Source organism: Staphylococcus sp. 17KM0847, assembly GCF_013463155.1.
GTDB lineage: Bacteria > Bacillota > Bacilli > Staphylococcales > Staphylococcaceae > Staphylococcus.
The window spans coordinates 722,603-739,175 of the sequence record NZ_CP040781.1 but is presented as its reverse complement, the minus strand read 5'-3'; the positions used below and the strand labels follow the sequence as shown (position 1 = coordinate 739,175).

Annotated in this window: 16 protein-coding genes; 1 reads left to right on the top strand and 15 read right to left on the bottom strand. The window is 37.6% G+C overall.

What is annotated here, in order from left to right; translation table 11 throughout:
- Position 1 precedes the first annotated feature (1 nt).
- The 6 genes from fapR to FGL66_RS03550 form a co-directional block, all read right to left on the bottom strand.
- Complete coding sequence (gene fapR / locus FGL66_RS03575) at positions 2–562, bottom strand: transcription factor FapR (RefSeq protein WP_180810227.1); 561 nt, start codon at positions 560–562, stop codon at positions 2–4.
- A gap of 113 nt (positions 563–675) precedes the next feature.
- On the bottom strand, positions 676–2,721 hold the full coding sequence (gene recG, locus FGL66_RS03570; RefSeq protein ID WP_180810226.1) for an ATP-dependent DNA helicase RecG: 2,046 nt from the start codon (positions 2,719–2,721) through the stop codon (positions 676–678).
- A gap of 2 nt (positions 2,722–2,723) precedes the next feature.
- Positions 2,724–3,593: an L-serine ammonia-lyase, iron-sulfur-dependent, subunit alpha gene (gene sdaAA, locus FGL66_RS03565; RefSeq protein ID WP_180810225.1), complete on the bottom strand. Its 870-nt coding sequence runs from the start codon at positions 3,591–3,593 to the stop codon at positions 2,724–2,726.
- A gap of 13 nt (positions 3,594–3,606) precedes the next feature.
- Positions 3,607–4,272 (bottom strand): L-serine ammonia-lyase, iron-sulfur-dependent subunit beta, encoded by a 666-nt coding sequence (sdaAB, locus tag FGL66_RS03560; RefSeq protein WP_180810224.1) that lies wholly within the window; start codon positions 4,270–4,272, stop codon positions 3,607–3,609.
- Positions 4,273–4,554: 282 nt separating this feature from the next.
- A complete protein-coding gene (fakA, locus tag FGL66_RS03555) occupies positions 4,555–6,213 on the bottom strand; it encodes a fatty acid kinase catalytic subunit FakA (RefSeq protein ID WP_180810223.1) in 1,659 nt (552 codons plus the stop codon).
- Positions 6,214–6,225: 12 nt separating this feature from the next.
- Positions 6,226–6,600, bottom strand: a complete 375-nt coding sequence (locus FGL66_RS03550) for an Asp23/Gls24 family envelope stress response protein (RefSeq protein WP_180810222.1) — start codon at positions 6,598–6,600, stop codon at positions 6,226–6,228.
- A 483-nt stretch (positions 6,601–7,083) separates the two neighbouring features.
- On the opposite strand from FGL66_RS03550, the gene rpmB reads away from it, so the two are divergent.
- Positions 7,084–7,272 carry a 50S ribosomal protein L28 gene (rpmB, locus tag FGL66_RS03545; RefSeq protein WP_014614133.1) on the top strand — a complete coding sequence of 63 codons (189 nt, stop codon included), beginning with the start codon at positions 7,084–7,086 and terminating at the stop codon, positions 7,270–7,272.
- 62 nt (positions 7,273–7,334) lie between these two features.
- Here rpmB and FGL66_RS03540 read toward each other — a convergent pair whose 3' ends face one another.
- The 9 genes from FGL66_RS03540 to def form a co-directional block, all read right to left on the bottom strand.
- Complete coding sequence (locus FGL66_RS03540) at positions 7,335–7,979, bottom strand: thiamine diphosphokinase (RefSeq protein ID WP_180810221.1); 645 nt, start codon at positions 7,977–7,979, stop codon at positions 7,335–7,337.
- A gap of 3 nt (positions 7,980–7,982) precedes the next feature.
- Positions 7,983–8,633: a ribulose-phosphate 3-epimerase gene (gene rpe, locus FGL66_RS03535; protein WP_180810220.1), complete on the bottom strand. Its 651-nt coding sequence runs from the start codon at positions 8,631–8,633 to the stop codon at positions 7,983–7,985.
- Positions 8,633–9,508, bottom strand: coding sequence for a ribosome small subunit-dependent GTPase A (gene rsgA, locus FGL66_RS03530; protein WP_180810219.1), 876 nt, complete (start codon positions 9,506–9,508; stop codon positions 8,633–8,635). The genes rpe and rsgA overlap by 1 nt, the downstream gene beginning before the upstream one ends.
- A 225-nt stretch (positions 9,509–9,733) precedes the next feature.
- A complete protein-coding gene (gene pknB / locus FGL66_RS03525) occupies positions 9,734–11,803 on the bottom strand; it encodes a Stk1 family PASTA domain-containing Ser/Thr kinase (protein ID WP_180810218.1) in 2,070 nt (689 codons plus the stop codon).
- Positions 11,800–12,543 carry a Stp1/IreP family PP2C-type Ser/Thr phosphatase gene (locus tag FGL66_RS03520; protein WP_180810217.1) on the bottom strand — a complete coding sequence of 248 codons (744 nt, stop codon included), beginning with the start codon at positions 12,541–12,543 and terminating at the stop codon, positions 11,800–11,802. The genes pknB and FGL66_RS03520 overlap by 4 nt, the downstream gene beginning before the upstream one ends.
- A gap of 6 nt (positions 12,544–12,549) precedes the next feature.
- Positions 12,550–13,644 carry a dual-specificity RNA methyltransferase RlmN gene (rlmN, locus tag FGL66_RS03515; RefSeq protein WP_180810216.1) on the bottom strand — a complete coding sequence of 365 codons (1,095 nt, stop codon included), beginning with the start codon at positions 13,642–13,644 and terminating at the stop codon, positions 12,550–12,552.
- Positions 13,645–13,649: 5 nt separating this feature from the next.
- Entirely contained in the window at positions 13,650–14,951 is a 1,302-nt protein-coding gene (rsmB, locus tag FGL66_RS03510; RefSeq protein ID WP_180810215.1) for a 16S rRNA (cytosine(967)-C(5))-methyltransferase RsmB, read from the bottom strand.
- On the bottom strand, positions 14,948–15,883 hold the full coding sequence (gene fmt, locus FGL66_RS03505) for a methionyl-tRNA formyltransferase (protein ID WP_180810214.1): 936 nt from the start codon (positions 15,881–15,883) through the stop codon (positions 14,948–14,950). The genes rsmB and fmt overlap by 4 nt, the downstream gene beginning before the upstream one ends.
- Positions 15,876–16,364 carry a peptide deformylase gene (def, locus tag FGL66_RS03500; protein ID WP_180810213.1) on the bottom strand — a complete coding sequence of 163 codons (489 nt, stop codon included), beginning with the start codon at positions 16,362–16,364 and terminating at the stop codon, positions 15,876–15,878. The genes fmt and def overlap by 8 nt, the downstream gene beginning before the upstream one ends.
- Positions 16,365–16,573 lie beyond the last annotated feature (209 nt).

Sequence of the window (16,573 nt, the reverse complement as noted above, 5' to 3'; positions counted from 1 at the left end):
CTTATTCATCCTCGCTTATATAGTACATTTTGAACAATCCTTCAAAAACCTTTTCTTTATCAACATATGATTTTACAGTCATCTCATAATATTTATCATCATGATATGCAACCTTCGCCTCTGCCACAACTGTATCACCCGAACGGACAGGTTTCACAAAGTTAATATGACTTTCCTTAGTTAAAACAAATCCATGCTTCACCATTGCTACACAAAGTGAATTCGCCTGTGCAAAAATAATATGTCCTCGTGCGATATTGTTACGAGAAAACACATCTTTAGGTGTAATTGTTAATAAAGATTTCGCAAAAAGATTCGGCTCCAGTTCAACAATATCACCAATAATGTCTTTATTTTCCAATGAACTAATATGTGGATATTGCTCCTTTGCGACGCGTTTGACACGTTCACGTAATTCTGGAATATTGAGCTGACTGCGATCAAGACGAATCGTTTGTATACTCACTTCATACATTTCACTCAGTGCTTGATCTGTGATAAATGGATTTTGTTGAATCGTTTGTGCTATCAATGTGCGCCTTTCATCTCTATTCCTTTTCACATCATCGCCACCATCATTTAGTACCAAGTCTTAATTGACTCGCATATATTCTAACATGTTCCATTCCATCTTCAAAACAATTTAATAAACGACTCGCAAAAAAGCACCAAATACTAATCAAAGCTTTGGTGCAACATATTGCGTTCTATAAAATGTCTTAGCTGTGCAAACGCCTCTGTAAAAAAGCGACCAGATTGAATCATTTCTGCTGCTTCATCCCTTGCAACTTCAAGCATGCGATAATCCTCAACAAGATTAGCCACCAAAAAGTCTGGCAGACCACTTTGTTTTACACCAAAAAAGTCACCGGGACCTCGCATTTCTAGATCTCGCTCACTCAACTCAAAACCATCTGTCGTTTGTGTCATAATCGTCATGCGCTCAATACCTGTTTCCGTTTTAGGTGAGGCAATTAAAACACAGTAGCTTTGATGATCGCTTCGTCCAACACGTCCACGCAATTGATGTAAAGTCGATAACCCAAAACGATCTGCATCATAAATCATCATAAACGTCGCATTCGGTACATTGACCCCTACCTCAACCACAGTTGTAGAAACAAGCACATCAAGCGCATGTGTACTGAAACGTTGCATGACATCATCTTTTTCATCAGTATGCATCTTACCGTGTAAAATACCTATGCGATAATTAGGCAACTGCATTTGTAAATTTTCATAAAGTGCAATGACATTTTGTACGTCTTCCAAATGCTCTGAACTCTCAATCAACGGAGAAATCACATAAGCTTGACGCCCTTTGTGTAACTCTGCTTCCATCTGTTTCAGTACCTGTTCATATCCTTCATGTTTAACCCAATGCGTGATAATCGGTTTCCGCCCTTTTGGCATACTTTTGATGGAAGAAACATCCATCTCACCAAATACTGAAATAGCTAACGTACGCGGAATCGGTGTTGCTGTCATAAAAAGTACATTCGTTAGTGCACCCTTTTCTCGCAACTTTTGTCGTTGCTGTACCCCAAAACGATGCTGTTCATCCGTAATTACGAGACCTACATCTTTAAATGTTACATCATCTTGAATCAAGGCATGTGTTCCAACTAAACAATCAATTTCACCAGCCGCTAACTGTTCGAGTAAATATTTGCGTGCATTGCCTTTGACTGAACCTGTCAACAATGCAATATTCATACGTTCTCCAAAGAGCTTCCCTAAACTTTCAGCATGTTGCTCTGCCAAAATCTCCGTCGGCACCATCAAAGCAGATTGGTATCCTGCTGTTTTAAGTGCATACATACACACTGCAGCAACAACTGTTTTTCCAGATCCTACATCTCCTTGCAAAAGGCGATGCATACGGATAGGCGCTTTTAAATCTCGAAATATTTCATTGATGCTTTGTTTCTGACCATCTGTTAGTTCAAAAGGCAACGCTGCAATAAATGCTTTAACTCGTTTAATATCATAGTCAACTTCTACCGCCTCATCTGAACTTTTCTCTAGCCGATTCAACCACTGCATCCGTAATTCGAACATAAAAAATTCTGTAAACGCAAACGTACGTCGTGCTTTTAAAATAGCTTGACGATTTTGAGCCTCATGTAGTGCATGTATCGTATCATGAAGTGTTTCTAACTTGTATTTATCTCTTAAATCTTGAGGTAACCATTCATGAATCGTAACATCTTGTAATGTATGTTGAATCATATCTCGTAATGGCTTTTGCTTCAAGCCTTCTTTCACACGATAAATAGGTATAAATTGCGCATCAGAAAGTTGAGAAGGATCCGTCAACATCTTTTGACCATTGATTTCTTGTTTAGACCTTGACCACTTTCCTTTGATGACCACAGTATCATGAAGATGTACCTTGTTCTTCAAATAATGTTGATTAAAAAAGATGACTTTGACTGCAATACCGTCTATCATCATATGCATTGTGAGTTTCGATCGATTACGCCCTAAAAATGCAACAACGGGTGTTGCATAAACTTCACCGCAAACTGTCACCACAGCTCCATCATCTGCTTGTGTTAAATCCACAAGTGTATTGTCTTCATAACGTGATGGCAAATAGAGAACAAGGTCTTGCACTGTATAGATATTCATTTCATTTAAAATAGCTAGCCGCTTAGGTCCAAGCCCTTTAATGTCTTTTAATTCATAAGGGTTATCGATAAGTGCTATTTTCGTCATAGTTAATCACCAAATATTTGTTGTTTTAAGCGTTGACCTGTTTCTGTACCAGCTAAACCGCCACGACCCGTTTCACGCAGTGCTGAAGGCATTGTTTGACCAATACGATACATAGCATCAATCACTTCATCCGTAGGTATACGTGATGTGATACCAGCAAGTGCCATGTCTGCTGATACAATGGCATTGGATGCACCCGCTGCATTGCGTTTTACACATGGGACTTCGACTAAACCAGCGACTGGATCACATACAAGACCTAACATATTTTTCAAGCAAATCGCAAAGCCTTCTGCCGATTGTTGAGGTGTTCCGCCTGATGCTTCTACTATTGCAGCAGCAGCCATTGCACTAGCAGATCCGACTTCTGCTTGACAACCTCCCGCTGCACCAGAAATAGAAGCATTGTTAGCAACAACAAAACCAAATGCACCTGCTGTTAATAAAAAATGCAACATATCCTGTCTTGTCAAATTCAATCTTTCTTTAAGAGAGAATAGTACACCCGGGACCACACCGGCAGAACCTGCTGTTGGTGTCGCACAAATTTTACCCATAGCAGCATTCACTTCATTCGTAGCCACTGCCTTGCTCACTGCATCTAGTACTAAATCTCCTGCTAACGCACGTCCACTAGCGATATACTGTTTCATCAGTACCGCATCGCCACCTGTTAAGCCTGTTTTAGAGGTAACACCTGCTAAACCTTCTTCTACTGCGTTTTCCATTGTTGTCAAGTTGCGATCCATGTACTGATATACTTCTTCTTGTGTTAAGCCTGTTACAGCCATTTCTTGCTCTAACATCACTTCATAAATCGCTTTATTTTCTGCTTCACATTTTGCAATAAGTTCTCTAACATTTTTAAACATGATACCCCTCCAACTAATCGTCTCCCATTAATGATACCGTCACTACACCAGGAACTTGACGGATTTGATGAATCACCACTTCACTTACATGATCATCTAACTCGCATGTCATCAGCGCTTGATCCCCTTTTTCTTTGCGTGCAACATGCATACTTCCAACATTAATGCTATGATCACCTAAAATATTAGCCACTTTACCAATCGTACCAAATGTATCTTTATGAAAGACGAGAAGTGTTGGATAATTGCCACTTACAGTGATAGGAAAACCATTAATGGCTACGATTTCTATCTTCCCTCCACCAATAGATATACCTTCCACTGAAATATGTGTATCTCCATCCATCATATCAATAATCGCTGTATTAGGATGGCTACGCTCTTCGTCCATTTCAATAAAGTTCACTCTCATACCAAGCGTTTTTGCAGTTTCTAAACTGGATTCAATACGGCTATCATCTGTATCATAACCCAGCAATCCGCCTACAAGCGCAACATCCGTACCATGTCCTTTATATGTTTCCATAAAAGAACCATAAAGATAAATATCAGCATGCGTAGGCTGTCCTCCAAATAAAGCTCTTGCAACTAGCCCTATACGTACAGCGCCTGCAGTATGAGATGACGATGGTCCTACCATTGTAGGTCCTATAATATCAAAAACACTTTTAAACTTCATATGACTCCCCCCTGTTTTTACTTTTGTAACATATAAAACTATTATAACAATTCTATTTTTTTATTGAAATATCAAGAATTATATGATAATTATCCACAATTCTGTCTCTATGCATTCATCAATCATCTGTTACTATATTTCATCTAAATATGCGATAAAAAATGTGTACAGATATCTTTACTGCTCACCATAAAAAAAGATGAGGTGCATATTGAAAACGCCCTCACCTTTTATAGAGATCATCTCTTATTGATATACTCCAAACTATTCAGTCATCAAATTTTATTCGACAGCAAACAAATAAGGATAAATAGGTTGTTGACCTTGTTGTACTTCAATTTCTACATCTTCAAAGTGTGATTCAGCATAGTTAACAATATGCGCTGTTTGAGCCTCTGTTGCTTCCTCACCCGCAATAATTGTTAAAATTTCACTTTCTTCGTCTAACATTGCTGTCAATGTTTGTTCTAATGCTGTTTCTACTTTGTGATCACTTACAACAATTTTATCTTCCACTAAGCCCATGTAAGCACCTTTTTCAATATTAATGCCATCAATTGTCGTATCACGAACAGCATATGTTATTGAACCTGATTTTACATCGTCTAAAGCAGCTGTCATAGATTCTGCATTATCTTCCAAACTTGCAGACGAATCGTAGCTAAACATCGCTGCAATGCCTTGTGGTACGGTACGTGTCGGTACAACAATTGCTTCTACATCGACAATATCCGTTGCTTGTTTGCTCGCCATCTGGATATTTTTATTGTTCGGTAAAATGATTGCACGTTTGCAACCACTCTCCTCAATGACATTCACAATATCTTCTGTTGATGGATTCATCGTTTGGCCACCATTAATGATATGTGTTGCACCCATTGATTTAAACAGCTCTGTAATGCCCTCTCCCATTGAGATTGTAATAATCGCTGTTTCCACTGTTTCCTGTTTTGAAGTTGCAGCTTTATCTGCATTTGCTGCTTCTTTACGCAATACTTCACGATGCTGTTCACGCATATTTTCAGCCTTAACTTTAATAAGTTCACCAAATTTTTGACCGAATGTAAATACCTCACCCGGTGTTTCAGTATGTACATGAACTTTGACAATCTCATCATCGCTAATAACGAGTAAAGAATCACCAAACTGACTCATCTCTTCTCGAAATGCCGCTTCATCAAACGGCGCTTTATCCGATTGGAAACGAACCATCATCTCCGTACAATAGCCATAAACAATATCTTCCGTATTAATCACACCGTGAAAGTCATGCTCATCGTTAAATAATTCTTCTTTATCAAGTTTAGGTGTCTGAGCAGTGATCGTTTCACCTTTCATCGCTTTTAAAAACCCTTCATACACCAGTGTTAACCCTTTACCACCACTATCAACAACGCCAACTTCTTTTAAAACTGGCAATAAGTTAGGTGTATTTTCTAACGATTGTTGTGCAGCCTGATACACAGCTGTCATTACTTCTAAACAATCGTCTGTCTCTGCCGCTTTATCTATTGCTGCTTGCCCCGCGTCTTTTGCAACAGTTAAAATTGTACCTTCTACTGGCTTCATCACCGCTTTATATGCTGTTTTAACACCTGCATCAAAACTGTTCGCAAACTGTTTTGCGTCTATATCTTGTTGATCTTCTAGTGCTTTAGAAAAACCTCTAAAGATTTGTGACAAAATAACGCCCGAATTACCACGTGCCCCCATCAGCAAGCCTTTTGAAAAAGACTTTCCTAATTCTCCAATATGAAGTGAAGGATGATTTTGTACTTCTTCTCTCCCTGAAGTCATTGATAAGTTCATATTTGTCCCCGTATCACCATCTGGTACTGGATAGACGTTCAATGCATCAACCATATCAGCATTATTTGATAAGTTTTGTGCTCCCTGTATAATCATTTCGGCAAATAGTTTACCGTCAATCTTCGTAACCATGCAAATATCCTCCTATTTGTCGTTCCCGTCATTGTTAAAGCGTACGCCTTGTACGAATATATTAACTGAGTTTACTTTTAACTTTAATGTATGTTCTAAAGTGTATTTAACTGTTGATTGTACATTCTGTGCAACTTCTGAAATTTTAACGCCATAGCTGACGATAATATACATATCTACATCTAAAATACCGTCACTTTCCCTCACAACAATCCCTTTTGCATAGTTTTCATGACCTAAAATTTCAGCAATTCCATCACGTACTTGCTGACGAGAAGCCATGCCGACAATGCCGTAACATTCTACTGCTTTGCCACCTACCACAGATGCGATGACTTCATTCGAAATGTCTATACTTCCATAATCATTTGTAATTTCTAATGCCATCTTCAAACGCCTCCTCTTCTTATATCGATTCTCTTGTATTTACACTGTGTATTTTAAAATTATAATCATCCAAAATGCCATTGCATTATTACATCGCTGCATGCATTACTTCTATTTTACTATTATTGGCACAAGCATGCTAGCCAGATCAGAGTATCCAACTATAAAAATAGAGTCACTCTAAAAATCAAATACGCTTTTACGTATGGCATAAAACACTTAATCCTTATTTAAAAGTATGCTATCACTCGGTACGATTTACATGATAGCATCCTGTATTTAAAAGGCTATTATACTCTGATATTAACTTGTAAAGCGTTTTAAATATCAATCACAATAGTAAATTATAACAGAAACTGACGTATGCACAAAGTAATTTATAAAATATGTTATGCTTTTTATTGCACAGACCCTATGATTATGGTATATTACCTTAGTATGTAGTAGCAAAGTGTATTTGTATTTCTTAAAGGAGGTACGATGATGGGTAAAGAATGTTTCGTAACAGGACGTAAAGCTTCAACAGGCAACAGACGTTCTCATGCATTAAACTCAACGAAACGCCGTTGGAATGCGAACTTACAAAAAGTGAGAATCCTTGTTGATGGTAAACCTAAAAAAGTTTGGGTTTCTACTCGTGCTTTAAAATCAGGTAAAGTTACACGCGTATAATTTAATTAAAGTTAATTATAAAAACGAGACTATATGTGGAAGTCTCGTTTTTTTATGCCTATTTATATATAATCTCGACTACGCATTTGATAAACCATACCTTTGTGGATATGAATATGTCCTGTTTGTTGAACAAATTCATTAGAAACGGTTAACGTCGTTCCTGTCGACAGTACTTTCCGTTCAAGATTGTATTTAAATCCTGTCAGTGAGATGACGACTTCATCCGACGCAGGCATAAACGAAATATATGTGTACTGTTTGTCATGATTCATTTGATGCTCTCCTGCTGTTAGCAACGTAATCTCATTTTGACAATCGATCAGCTTTACATGATGTGTTTGATAGGCAGGCGTTTTTAACAATTGCATCGCCCCCATAAAATGATCCAGACGCCCTCCGGTTGCACCATAGATGCATATATCTTGATAGCCACGATCAATCGCTTGTTCAATAGCCAAAGCTAAATCCGTATCAGCTTTTTCAGCTGGAACGGGGTCTATTGGCATTTTATTTGCAATCCACTCACGTGCTGCTTCAGATACCGAATCAAAATCCCCTACTGCAAATACGGGTTGAATGTCATGTTCAAGCAATATGAGCGTACCTCTATCTACACCAGCCCACACAGCATCATGATATTTTTCAAAAACTTGTTCAGGTAAATGACGTTCGCTACATAACAAATGAATCTTTTGTACACTCATATATTACGCCTGCCCTTTTAAAGTTTGTACGGCTTTCGCATAGTCAGAATGCTTGAAGAAATATGAACCTGCAACTAACCAATCTGCACCGGCATCAATAACTTGTTGTCCTGTTTTTTCATTAATGCCACCATCCACTTCTATATTAAATGTTAAGTTGTGTGTTTTACGCAGTTGATGAAGTGTATGAATTTTATCAATGCTTTGTTCAATAAACGCCTGCCCACCAAATCCTGGGTTCACTGACATGACAAGTACAAAATCAACTTCTGTTAACATAGGTTGAATCACATCAATAGCTGTCCCCGGGTTCACTACAATACCTGCTTCTTTACCGTGTTTTTTTATTTTTTGAATTGCACGATGAATATGGGGCGTTGACTCAACATGTACAGATACCTTATCTGCACCTTTTTCACAAAAAACATCAATATACATTTCAGGATTATCAATCATCAAATGAACATCAATAGGCAGTGTCGTTCCACGTCTTACAGCTTCAAGTATCGGTAGGCCAATAGAAATATTAGGAACGAATGTACCATCCATCACATCAAAGTGTAAAGCGTCTACACCGGCACGCTCTAAAGTATCGATTTCATCTTTTAACGCTAAAAAATCTGCTGACAGTAAAGAAGGAAATATTTTTGTCATTAGTATCTCACCTTTCGATTTGAGATTTCCGTTAATAATTGTACATAATGTTGATATCTAAATTCTGCAATGTCACCTAGATCAACAAGTGTCTTTACATGACACTTAGGTTCATTTGTATGTGAACAATCACGAAATTTACAGTGTGTCCCTGCTTGCTTAATATCCATAAAATAATCGCGTACATCTTGCTTGTCGATGTGATTAAAATCTAAAGCACTGAACCCCGGTGTGTCAGCAATATAACCATTGTGTCTAGGAAAAAGCTCTACATGCCTTGTTGTATGACGCCCCCGATTTAATGACTGTGAAATTGTATTTGTCTCTAGTGCCAAGTCAGGTCGATAACTATTAAGCAGCGTAGACTTTCCAACACCTGATTGACCACTCAACACTGCAATACCAGCTTCCCAAGCATTAAATATTGTTTGAATATTATCTTGCTTTCCAACAAATTGTGTTTCATAGCCGATCTTACGATACAATGCTAAGGTTGATGTGATTTTTTCTTGTTGTGCCATTGTTGCTAAATCTTTTTTAGTAATGATAATACGTGGATATAAATCATAAGAATGCGCAATAACTAAAAAACGATCCAGTAATTGCGTTGAAAAGTCAGGTTCTACTGCACTCATAACAATCACTAATACATCAATATTACTTACTGGTGGGCGCTTCAGTTCGTTTTTACGCTCATGTATATGTTGAATATACCCAGATGCGTGTGTCTCGATATCAATATCTACAATATCGCCTACGATTGGTGTTATTTGTTTTTTTCTAAAGAGTCCACGGGCTTTAGCATCGAACATTTCACCTTCTACATCTACCCGATATACTCCACTTAATGACTTTATAATTTGACCTGTTTTCAAATCCACACCTCATTCAATTGATTTATCAAATTATTTTTATTATACCAAACTCTTTCATACAACAACAATTTGAAACGATCATACAAACAGAAAGAAAGTGGGACGGAAATCTTAATAAAAGACTGCACCACCCCACTCAATAAACAAGTCACTCAAATTAAAATCACTTGCTATTATTATACCTTTTATATTCTCTCACTTTATCCTCTACTCTAATATCCCACATTAAATGTCATCATAATCAATCTCATTTTGTTCAACTTCTTTGCCATCTACCACGACACGATAACTTAAACTTTCGCCTGAAGCCACATCAAAATTAAAACTTTTTTGAGTATTACGCGTGATCTCAAAAGTTTGTGCTTTTTTACCATCGTTGTTTTTATCTTTTAGATATACTTCAACTTTTTGTGGTTTCCCCTCTTTACCCGAATACGGGATGAATACTGAGCGTGTATAAGTCTTGTCATATGTTGCTTCGTCATCAGCTGTCTCTTTAGAATCATTTTTTGAGGACGCACTTTCTTTTTCTTCTGATGCATCTTTTTTATCATCCGAACCCGCTGACACAACAAAACGTACTTCAGAACCTTCTTCTACCTCTTTATTTTTAGGTGTTTGGCGAATAATATGATTTTCTTTAACTTTATCATCTTTTTGTTTTTTCTCAACGATCACCTTTAAGCCTAATGATTCAAGACTTGCTTTAGCAATATCAATATCTTGTCCGGTGTAGTCGTCAACTTCTATTTTACGCTTACCTAATGATTCAACAATTTCAACTTGCTCTTTGTTCACCGCAACAGAAGTACCAGCTGCAATACTTTGTGATTCAATATTCCCTTTTGCAATATCGTTCTGTGTATAGGCTGTTGTATAAGAAACTTTGCTAAAGCCTAAATCCGACAATATTTTCTCTGCTTCTGCCTTTGGTCTACCAATAAGATTAGGCATTTTTTCTATATGTGTTCCTTTAGAAATAACAAGGTCAACTGCACTCTGTTGTTTTACTTTCTGACCTTTATCTGGATTGAGTGCCATAACATGTCCTTCTTCATATTTTTCGCTATATGATTGAGTGACTTTACCGACCTTTAAACGTTCTGCTGCTAATGTATCTGTTGCTTGTTGTTCAGTTTGCCCCAATACATCAGGAACTTGACTATATTTATTCCCAACTAGTGCAGCTGCCACAAATATAAACAACCCTAAAAATAGCAATAATATGATCATACCTGCCATCACTTTTTTCTTACGTGACTTCCCTTTAGAAGATGGGGAGATTGAGGCAGTATGCGGTTGATGTTTCATTTGCCGACTTGTTGCGCTCTGCTGTTTATGGGTTGTTGGCACAATTGGAATATGTGCTGTTTCATCTATGGCTTGCTGTGCTTGTTGTTGCTTCAATGCCGCTTTATCTAAAGCAACTGTTTTTGTCGCTGTATCATCCGTCCGATATACTGCTTCGTTGGCACGACTAGGGTCTAAAACCGTTGCAACATCATGAATCATCTCAGATACCGTTTTATAGCGATTAGCTTGTTCTTTCTCTGTCGCTTTTAAGATTACATTGCTCAAAGCTTGTGGAATATCACTTTGCTGCGCTGTAATATTAGGAACTGGTTCTTGTATTTGTTTAATGGCAATGCTCACAGGTGTCTCCCCAGTAAATGGTGCTTCTCCCGTTAACATTTCGTATAATACAATACCTATTGAATAAATATCTGAACGTGCTCCTATTTGATCTCCACGTGCCTGTTCAGGTGATAAATATTGCACAGTCCCTATAACATGATTCGTCTGTGTCATCGTCGTCTCGCTTAATGCTTTAGCAATACCAAAGTCCACAATTTTAACCGTTTCACCATGATCAATCATCATGTTTTGTGGTTTGATGTCTCTATGGATAATACCATGTTCATGTGCATGCTGAATGCCTAATAATACTTGTTCAATAAAGTGAATGGCCTGTTTAGGTTCGATTTTGCCGTGTTCCTTTATATACTCTGACAATGTAGGTCCTTGAATATACTCCATGACCAAATAAAAACAATCTGCTTCTTCACCCACATCTAAGACACTCACAATATTTTGATGCGACAATGTTGTCGTATTTTGAACTTCCCGTTCAAAACGTCGAATGGTTGCTTGCTTTTCATTGGGGGGAATATGAATCAATTTAATCGCTACTTTACGCTTTAAAATGGTATCCCATGCAACATAAACATTAGACATTCCACCGCCACCAAGAAGCTGCTGAACTTCATATCGCTCATCAATTAAACGACCAATCATACCGGATCACCTGCAATCTCCGCTAAAATAAACGATACATTATCTCGTGCTTCATTATGTTCTGCACGCGCCAACAATGCATCGCCCGCTTGTTGGAGTATGTCGTGTTGATTTAAGACTTCATGTACTTCACTCGGTGTGACATAGTCTGTTAATCCATCCGTATTCAACAATAAATATCGATAAAAATGCGTACGCTTTGTAAAAATATCAGGCGTTACATGTTTGTCTGTCCCCATCACTTTTGTAATAATATTACGCTTAGGATGATGATATGCTTCTTCCTCAGTAATTTGTCCCAACATAACGAGTTGGTTCACGAATGTATGGTCTATTGTGATGAGGTCACAATTTCGGTTGTTCATAAGATATGCTCGAGAATCCCCAATATTAGCAACTACAATATGATGGTCGAATACGAGTGCACAGACACATGTCGTTCCCATACCTGTATAATTAGGGTTTTCGTGCGCAAATATGTAGAGTTCTCGATTAATATCTTGAAGGGTTTGTTTCAGCCATGCTTCTGCTTGATGTTCCTCTATTAAATTTTCTGCTGTAAATCGTTCTTGTAATGCCTCAACAACATAACGAGAAGCAACTTCTCCAGCAAGATGACCTCCCATTCCATCACATATGACCAATAGTTGTTGATCTGTTTGATTATAAAACACCCCTGCGGCATCTTCGTTCTGATCACGATAATGTCCGGCAATTGAATAGAGTTCTGCGTTTAACATCACTATCTACCTCGTTTCTGCTTCTCGTTCCTTCGCTCTTAACTGACCACAAGCGGCATCGATATCCGCGCCTTGTTCTCGACGAATCGTTGCATTGATCCCTAATCTCTTTAATTCTTGTTCAAATTTAAAAATATCCTCTTTAGGTGTTTTTACATAATTACGCTCTGGTACATGATTCACTGGAATCAGATTCACATGGCAATTTAAATGTTGAATCAATGCCGCCAATTCTCTTGCATGAACAATTTGATCATTAACGCCACCGAATAGTCCATATTCAAATGTAATACGACGATTTGTTTTTTGTTGATAGTATTCAATCGCTTCAATCAGCTTCGTCACATCGTATGCTCGATTAATCGGCATCAGTTTTGAGCGAATTTCATTATTTGCAGCATGTAAACTAATTGCAAAGTTAATTTGTAATGACTCATCCGCAAAATCATAAATACGTGGAATAATCCCTGATGTTGACACTGTAATATGACGTGCACCGATGTTTAAACCATTATCATCATTTACAATTTTCAAGAAATCCATCATCTCATCATAATTTTCAAACGGCTCACCAATACCCATAATCACAATAGATGATACACGTTCGTCTGTTTCATCCAATGCTTTTTGAACTGTCAATACTTGTGATACAATTTCACCCGATTCAAGGTTTCGTTTCAATCCACCTAAAGTCGACGCACAAAATGTACACCCAATCCTACATCCAACTTGTGTCGTGACACAGACGGAATTACCATAATCATGACGCATCAAAACCGTTTCAATTGTATAGCCGTCTTGCAGTTCAAACAAAAATTTAATCGTACCATCACGACTTTCTTGACGCACGACTGTCTGTAAAGTTGTCATCGTAAAATGATCTGCTAATAACTGGCGTAAACTTTTAGAAAGATTAGTCATCTCCTCAAAATGATTCACGCGTTTATCGTATAGCCATTCAAAAATTTGCTTCGCTCTAAAGCTCTGTTGTCCATGTGCTTTCAACCAATCTTTCATCTCATCAAAACGCAATGAATAAATCGATTGCTTATCAAAATCAGGTAAAAACTTATTTTTTCGTTTCTTTTCTGCAGTGATCATCTCACTTATCCTTTCTTTCTAATCTTTGTTATAAAAAAGCCATCTGTATTAAAGTCTTGTGGTAATAGCTGTAATGTTTTAACTTGTTCTCCCGTTCTCGGATCCGAAATTGTTGTAAATTCAAACTCTGAGTGTGCTTTTAAAAACGTATATATTACATTTTCATTTTCCATTTGTTCTATTGTACATGTTGAATAGACGAGTTCGCCACCCGTTTTTAAACTTTGTGTTACATTTTCTAATATTTGGAGTTGTAACGCTACAAGCCCCTCTATATCCTTAGGTGTTATCGTATAGCGAATTTCTGGCTTATGGCGCAATACACCGAGCCCACTGCACGGTGCATCTACTAATATACGATCAAATGTTGAAGCATACGGTACTGTCGCATCATGCTGTTGTGCCTGGATGCCTGAAAGGCTCAGCTTATCGATATTATGCTGAATCAGGTCAATTTTATGTGCATGGATATCTGTTGCCAAAATCGAGCCTTTTCCATTTAAAATTTCTGCCATATGACACGCTTTTCCTCCTGGTGCACTACAACTATCAAGGACAGTATCACCATATTGTAAATCCATCATTTCAGCCACAAACATTGAGCTCTTATCTTGTATACTGATAAAACCGCGTTGGAAACATTTTGATTGCATTACGCCCATACCAGAAACATGCAGACAATGTTCAATCTCTTTATCTCGTTCAACAACGTACCCCTCTTGTTCTAAATATGTAACTGCTTCATCTACCGTTAATTGCGTTCGATTTACGCGGACTGATTGTGTAGAGGGCAGAAGCATATATTCGGCAATACGGGCTGCAACCTCATCACCATAATGTGTACGCCAATGACGAATGATCCATATGGGTAAACTGTATTGAATGGATAAACGCTCATCTTGATTTTGAATGTCATCTATATTACGTAGTGGTTTAGAAGTTAATTGACGCAGTATAGCATTAACAGTATTACCGGTTTGTTTGCCTCCACGTTTTTTGGCAATTATAACCGCTTCATTAATCAATGCATGAACAGGTATCTTATCCATATAAATATACTGATAAAGCGTCATCCATAATAATCGTCTTACCCATCCTTTTATCTTCGTTTGGATAAAGGGCTTCAAATAAAAGTCCAGTGTTAACTTACGCTGTAAAGTTCCATAAACAAGAGCCGTATATAACCCTCGATCCGCACCACTTAAATCATACTTTTGTAAAGTTTCATTCATTTTTAAATTACTGTACGCACCATTTTTTAACACAGCTTCTAACGTTTGAAACGCAAACTCACGTACATTAGTCATGATTGTAAATCCTTTCCAACAAGTTCATCTTGCACACCACTTAAAAAGTTTGCGACAGGCATGCGTTTCTTACCAGCAAGCTGAATTTCAGTCAAAGCGATTGCATCTTGAGAACCCGTTCCCACAATAATGTGCTTTTTCGTTACTTCAATAATACGCCCTGCTTCGCCTTGCTTATTTTGCACTATTTCTGCCTGATAAACTTTCATCACTTTATCATCCATTTTTGTATATGCCACAGGCCATGGAGATAATCCTCGAATATGATTAAAAATCGCTTTCGCATCTTTTTCCCAATCAATCAATTCATCTTCACGCAAAATATTTGAAGCAAATGTGGCATGAGCATCATCTTGAGGGATACGTGTATTCGTTCCGTTTAAAAGGCTAGGTAGTACTTCCTCTAACAACTCCGTGCCAAGTGCACTTAATTTATCATGCATTGTACCTACATTGTCGGAAGTTTCAATCGGAATAGCACGCTGTGAAATAATATCACCCGCGTCTAGTTTTTTGACCATATACATAATAGTCACACCTGTTTCACCCTCTCCATCAATAATCGCTTGATGGATCGGTGCGCCTCCACGATATTTAGGTAGTAAAGAGGCATGCACATTTACAGCACCATGCGTTGGATAATTCAACAAAACTTCTGGTAATAATTGACCAAATGCAGCTGTAACAATCAAATCACATGGCAATGTTAACAATTCCTCTAAAGTCTCTGAACCTATTAGTTTTTCGGGTTGATATACCGGAATATCATGTGCCAATGCCACTTCCTTAACAGGTGGTGGTGTGAGCTTACGCTTTCTACCTACAGGACGATCAGGCTGTGTCACAACAGCCACCACTTCTTCTGTTTTGATTAGCATTTCTAGTATAGGTTTCGAAAAATCAGGTGTTCCCATAAAAATAATCTTACTCATAATCCAAATACGCCTCCAATGCTTCTAATGGGATTTCTTTATCCATTTTGTCAATAAACAACGTGCCATTCAGCGTGTCTATCTCATGTAAAATCATACGTGCAATATCGTCATATGCCGTCAACTCGACTTGATTGCCGTTTACATCGTAACTTTTCACAACAATCATACGACTGCGTGTTACCTCTCCATAGCGATTAGGTATACTCAAACAACCTTCTATTTCAGTAGTCATCTCTGTACTAGCAGAAACCAGTACAGGATTGATGAGCTGCAGTAAACCTTCTACACCCATATCCACAATGGCAACTTGTTGATTCACACCAATCTGTGGTGCTGATAAGGCTTGTCCTCCTGCTTCATACATTGTATCTTCCAAATCTTGTATGAGCGATACTATGTTTTGATCAAACACTGTAACATTTGATGTTTTTTTTCTTAAATTTGTCATTGTATAATTTAATATTTTTCTCACCGCCATACAGCACACTCCTCATCAAAATTCATCATTTCATTATAGACTAATTCATCGTACAACGATAGCATCACTTACTTTTATCATAACAAAAAACGCGATATGACACTTATTTGATGATATATATCAACACATTTTACCTTTATTTATAAATCAACTGCAAAAATCAAGAAAAACAATAGTCTCAAACTCTAATTTTAACTATTCTAAAATAA

Bases quoted from the DNA above. Each gene is read 5' to 3' on its own strand.
- recG (WP_180810226.1), bottom strand. From the start codon at position 2,721: ATGACGAAAATAGCACTTATCGATAACCCTTATGAATTAAAAGACATT.
- sdaAA (WP_180810225.1), bottom strand. From the start codon at position 3,593: ATGTTTAAAAATGTTAGAGAACTTATTGCAAAATGTGAAGCAGAAAAT.
- sdaAB (WP_180810224.1), bottom strand. From the start codon at position 4,272: ATGAAGTTTAAAAGTGTTTTTGATATTATAGGACCTACAATGGTAGGA.
- fakA (WP_180810223.1), bottom strand. From the start codon at position 6,213: ATGGTTACGAAGATTGACGGTAAACTATTTGCCGAAATGATTATACAG.
- FGL66_RS03550 (WP_180810222.1), bottom strand. From the start codon at position 6,600: ATGGCATTAGAAATTACAAATGATTATGGAAGTATAGACATTTCGAAT.
- rpmB (WP_014614133.1), top strand. From the start codon at position 7,084: ATGGGTAAAGAATGTTTCGTAACAGGACGTAAAGCTTCAACAGGCAAC.
- FGL66_RS03540 (WP_180810221.1), bottom strand. From the start codon at position 7,979: ATGAGTGTACAAAAGATTCATTTGTTATGTAGCGAACGTCATTTACCT.
- rpe (WP_180810220.1), bottom strand. From the start codon at position 8,633: ATGACAAAAATATTTCCTTCTTTACTGTCAGCAGATTTTTTAGCGTTA.
- pknB (WP_180810218.1), bottom strand. From the start codon at position 11,803: ATGATTGGTCGTTTAATTGATGAGCGATATGAAGTTCAGCAGCTTCTT.
- FGL66_RS03520 (WP_180810217.1), bottom strand. From the start codon at position 12,543: ATGTTAAACGCAGAACTCTATTCAATTGCCGGACATTATCGTGATCAG.
- rlmN (WP_180810216.1), bottom strand. From the start codon at position 13,644: ATGATCACTGCAGAAAAGAAACGAAAAAATAAGTTTTTACCTGATTTT.
- rsmB (WP_180810215.1), bottom strand. From the start codon at position 14,951: ATGACTAATGTACGTGAGTTTGCGTTTCAAACGTTAGAAGCTGTGTTA.
- fmt (WP_180810214.1), bottom strand. From the start codon at position 15,883: ATGAGTAAGATTATTTTTATGGGAACACCTGATTTTTCGAAACCTATA.
- def (WP_180810213.1), bottom strand. From the start codon at position 16,364: ATGGCGGTGAGAAAAATATTAAATTATACAATGACAAATTTAAGAAAA.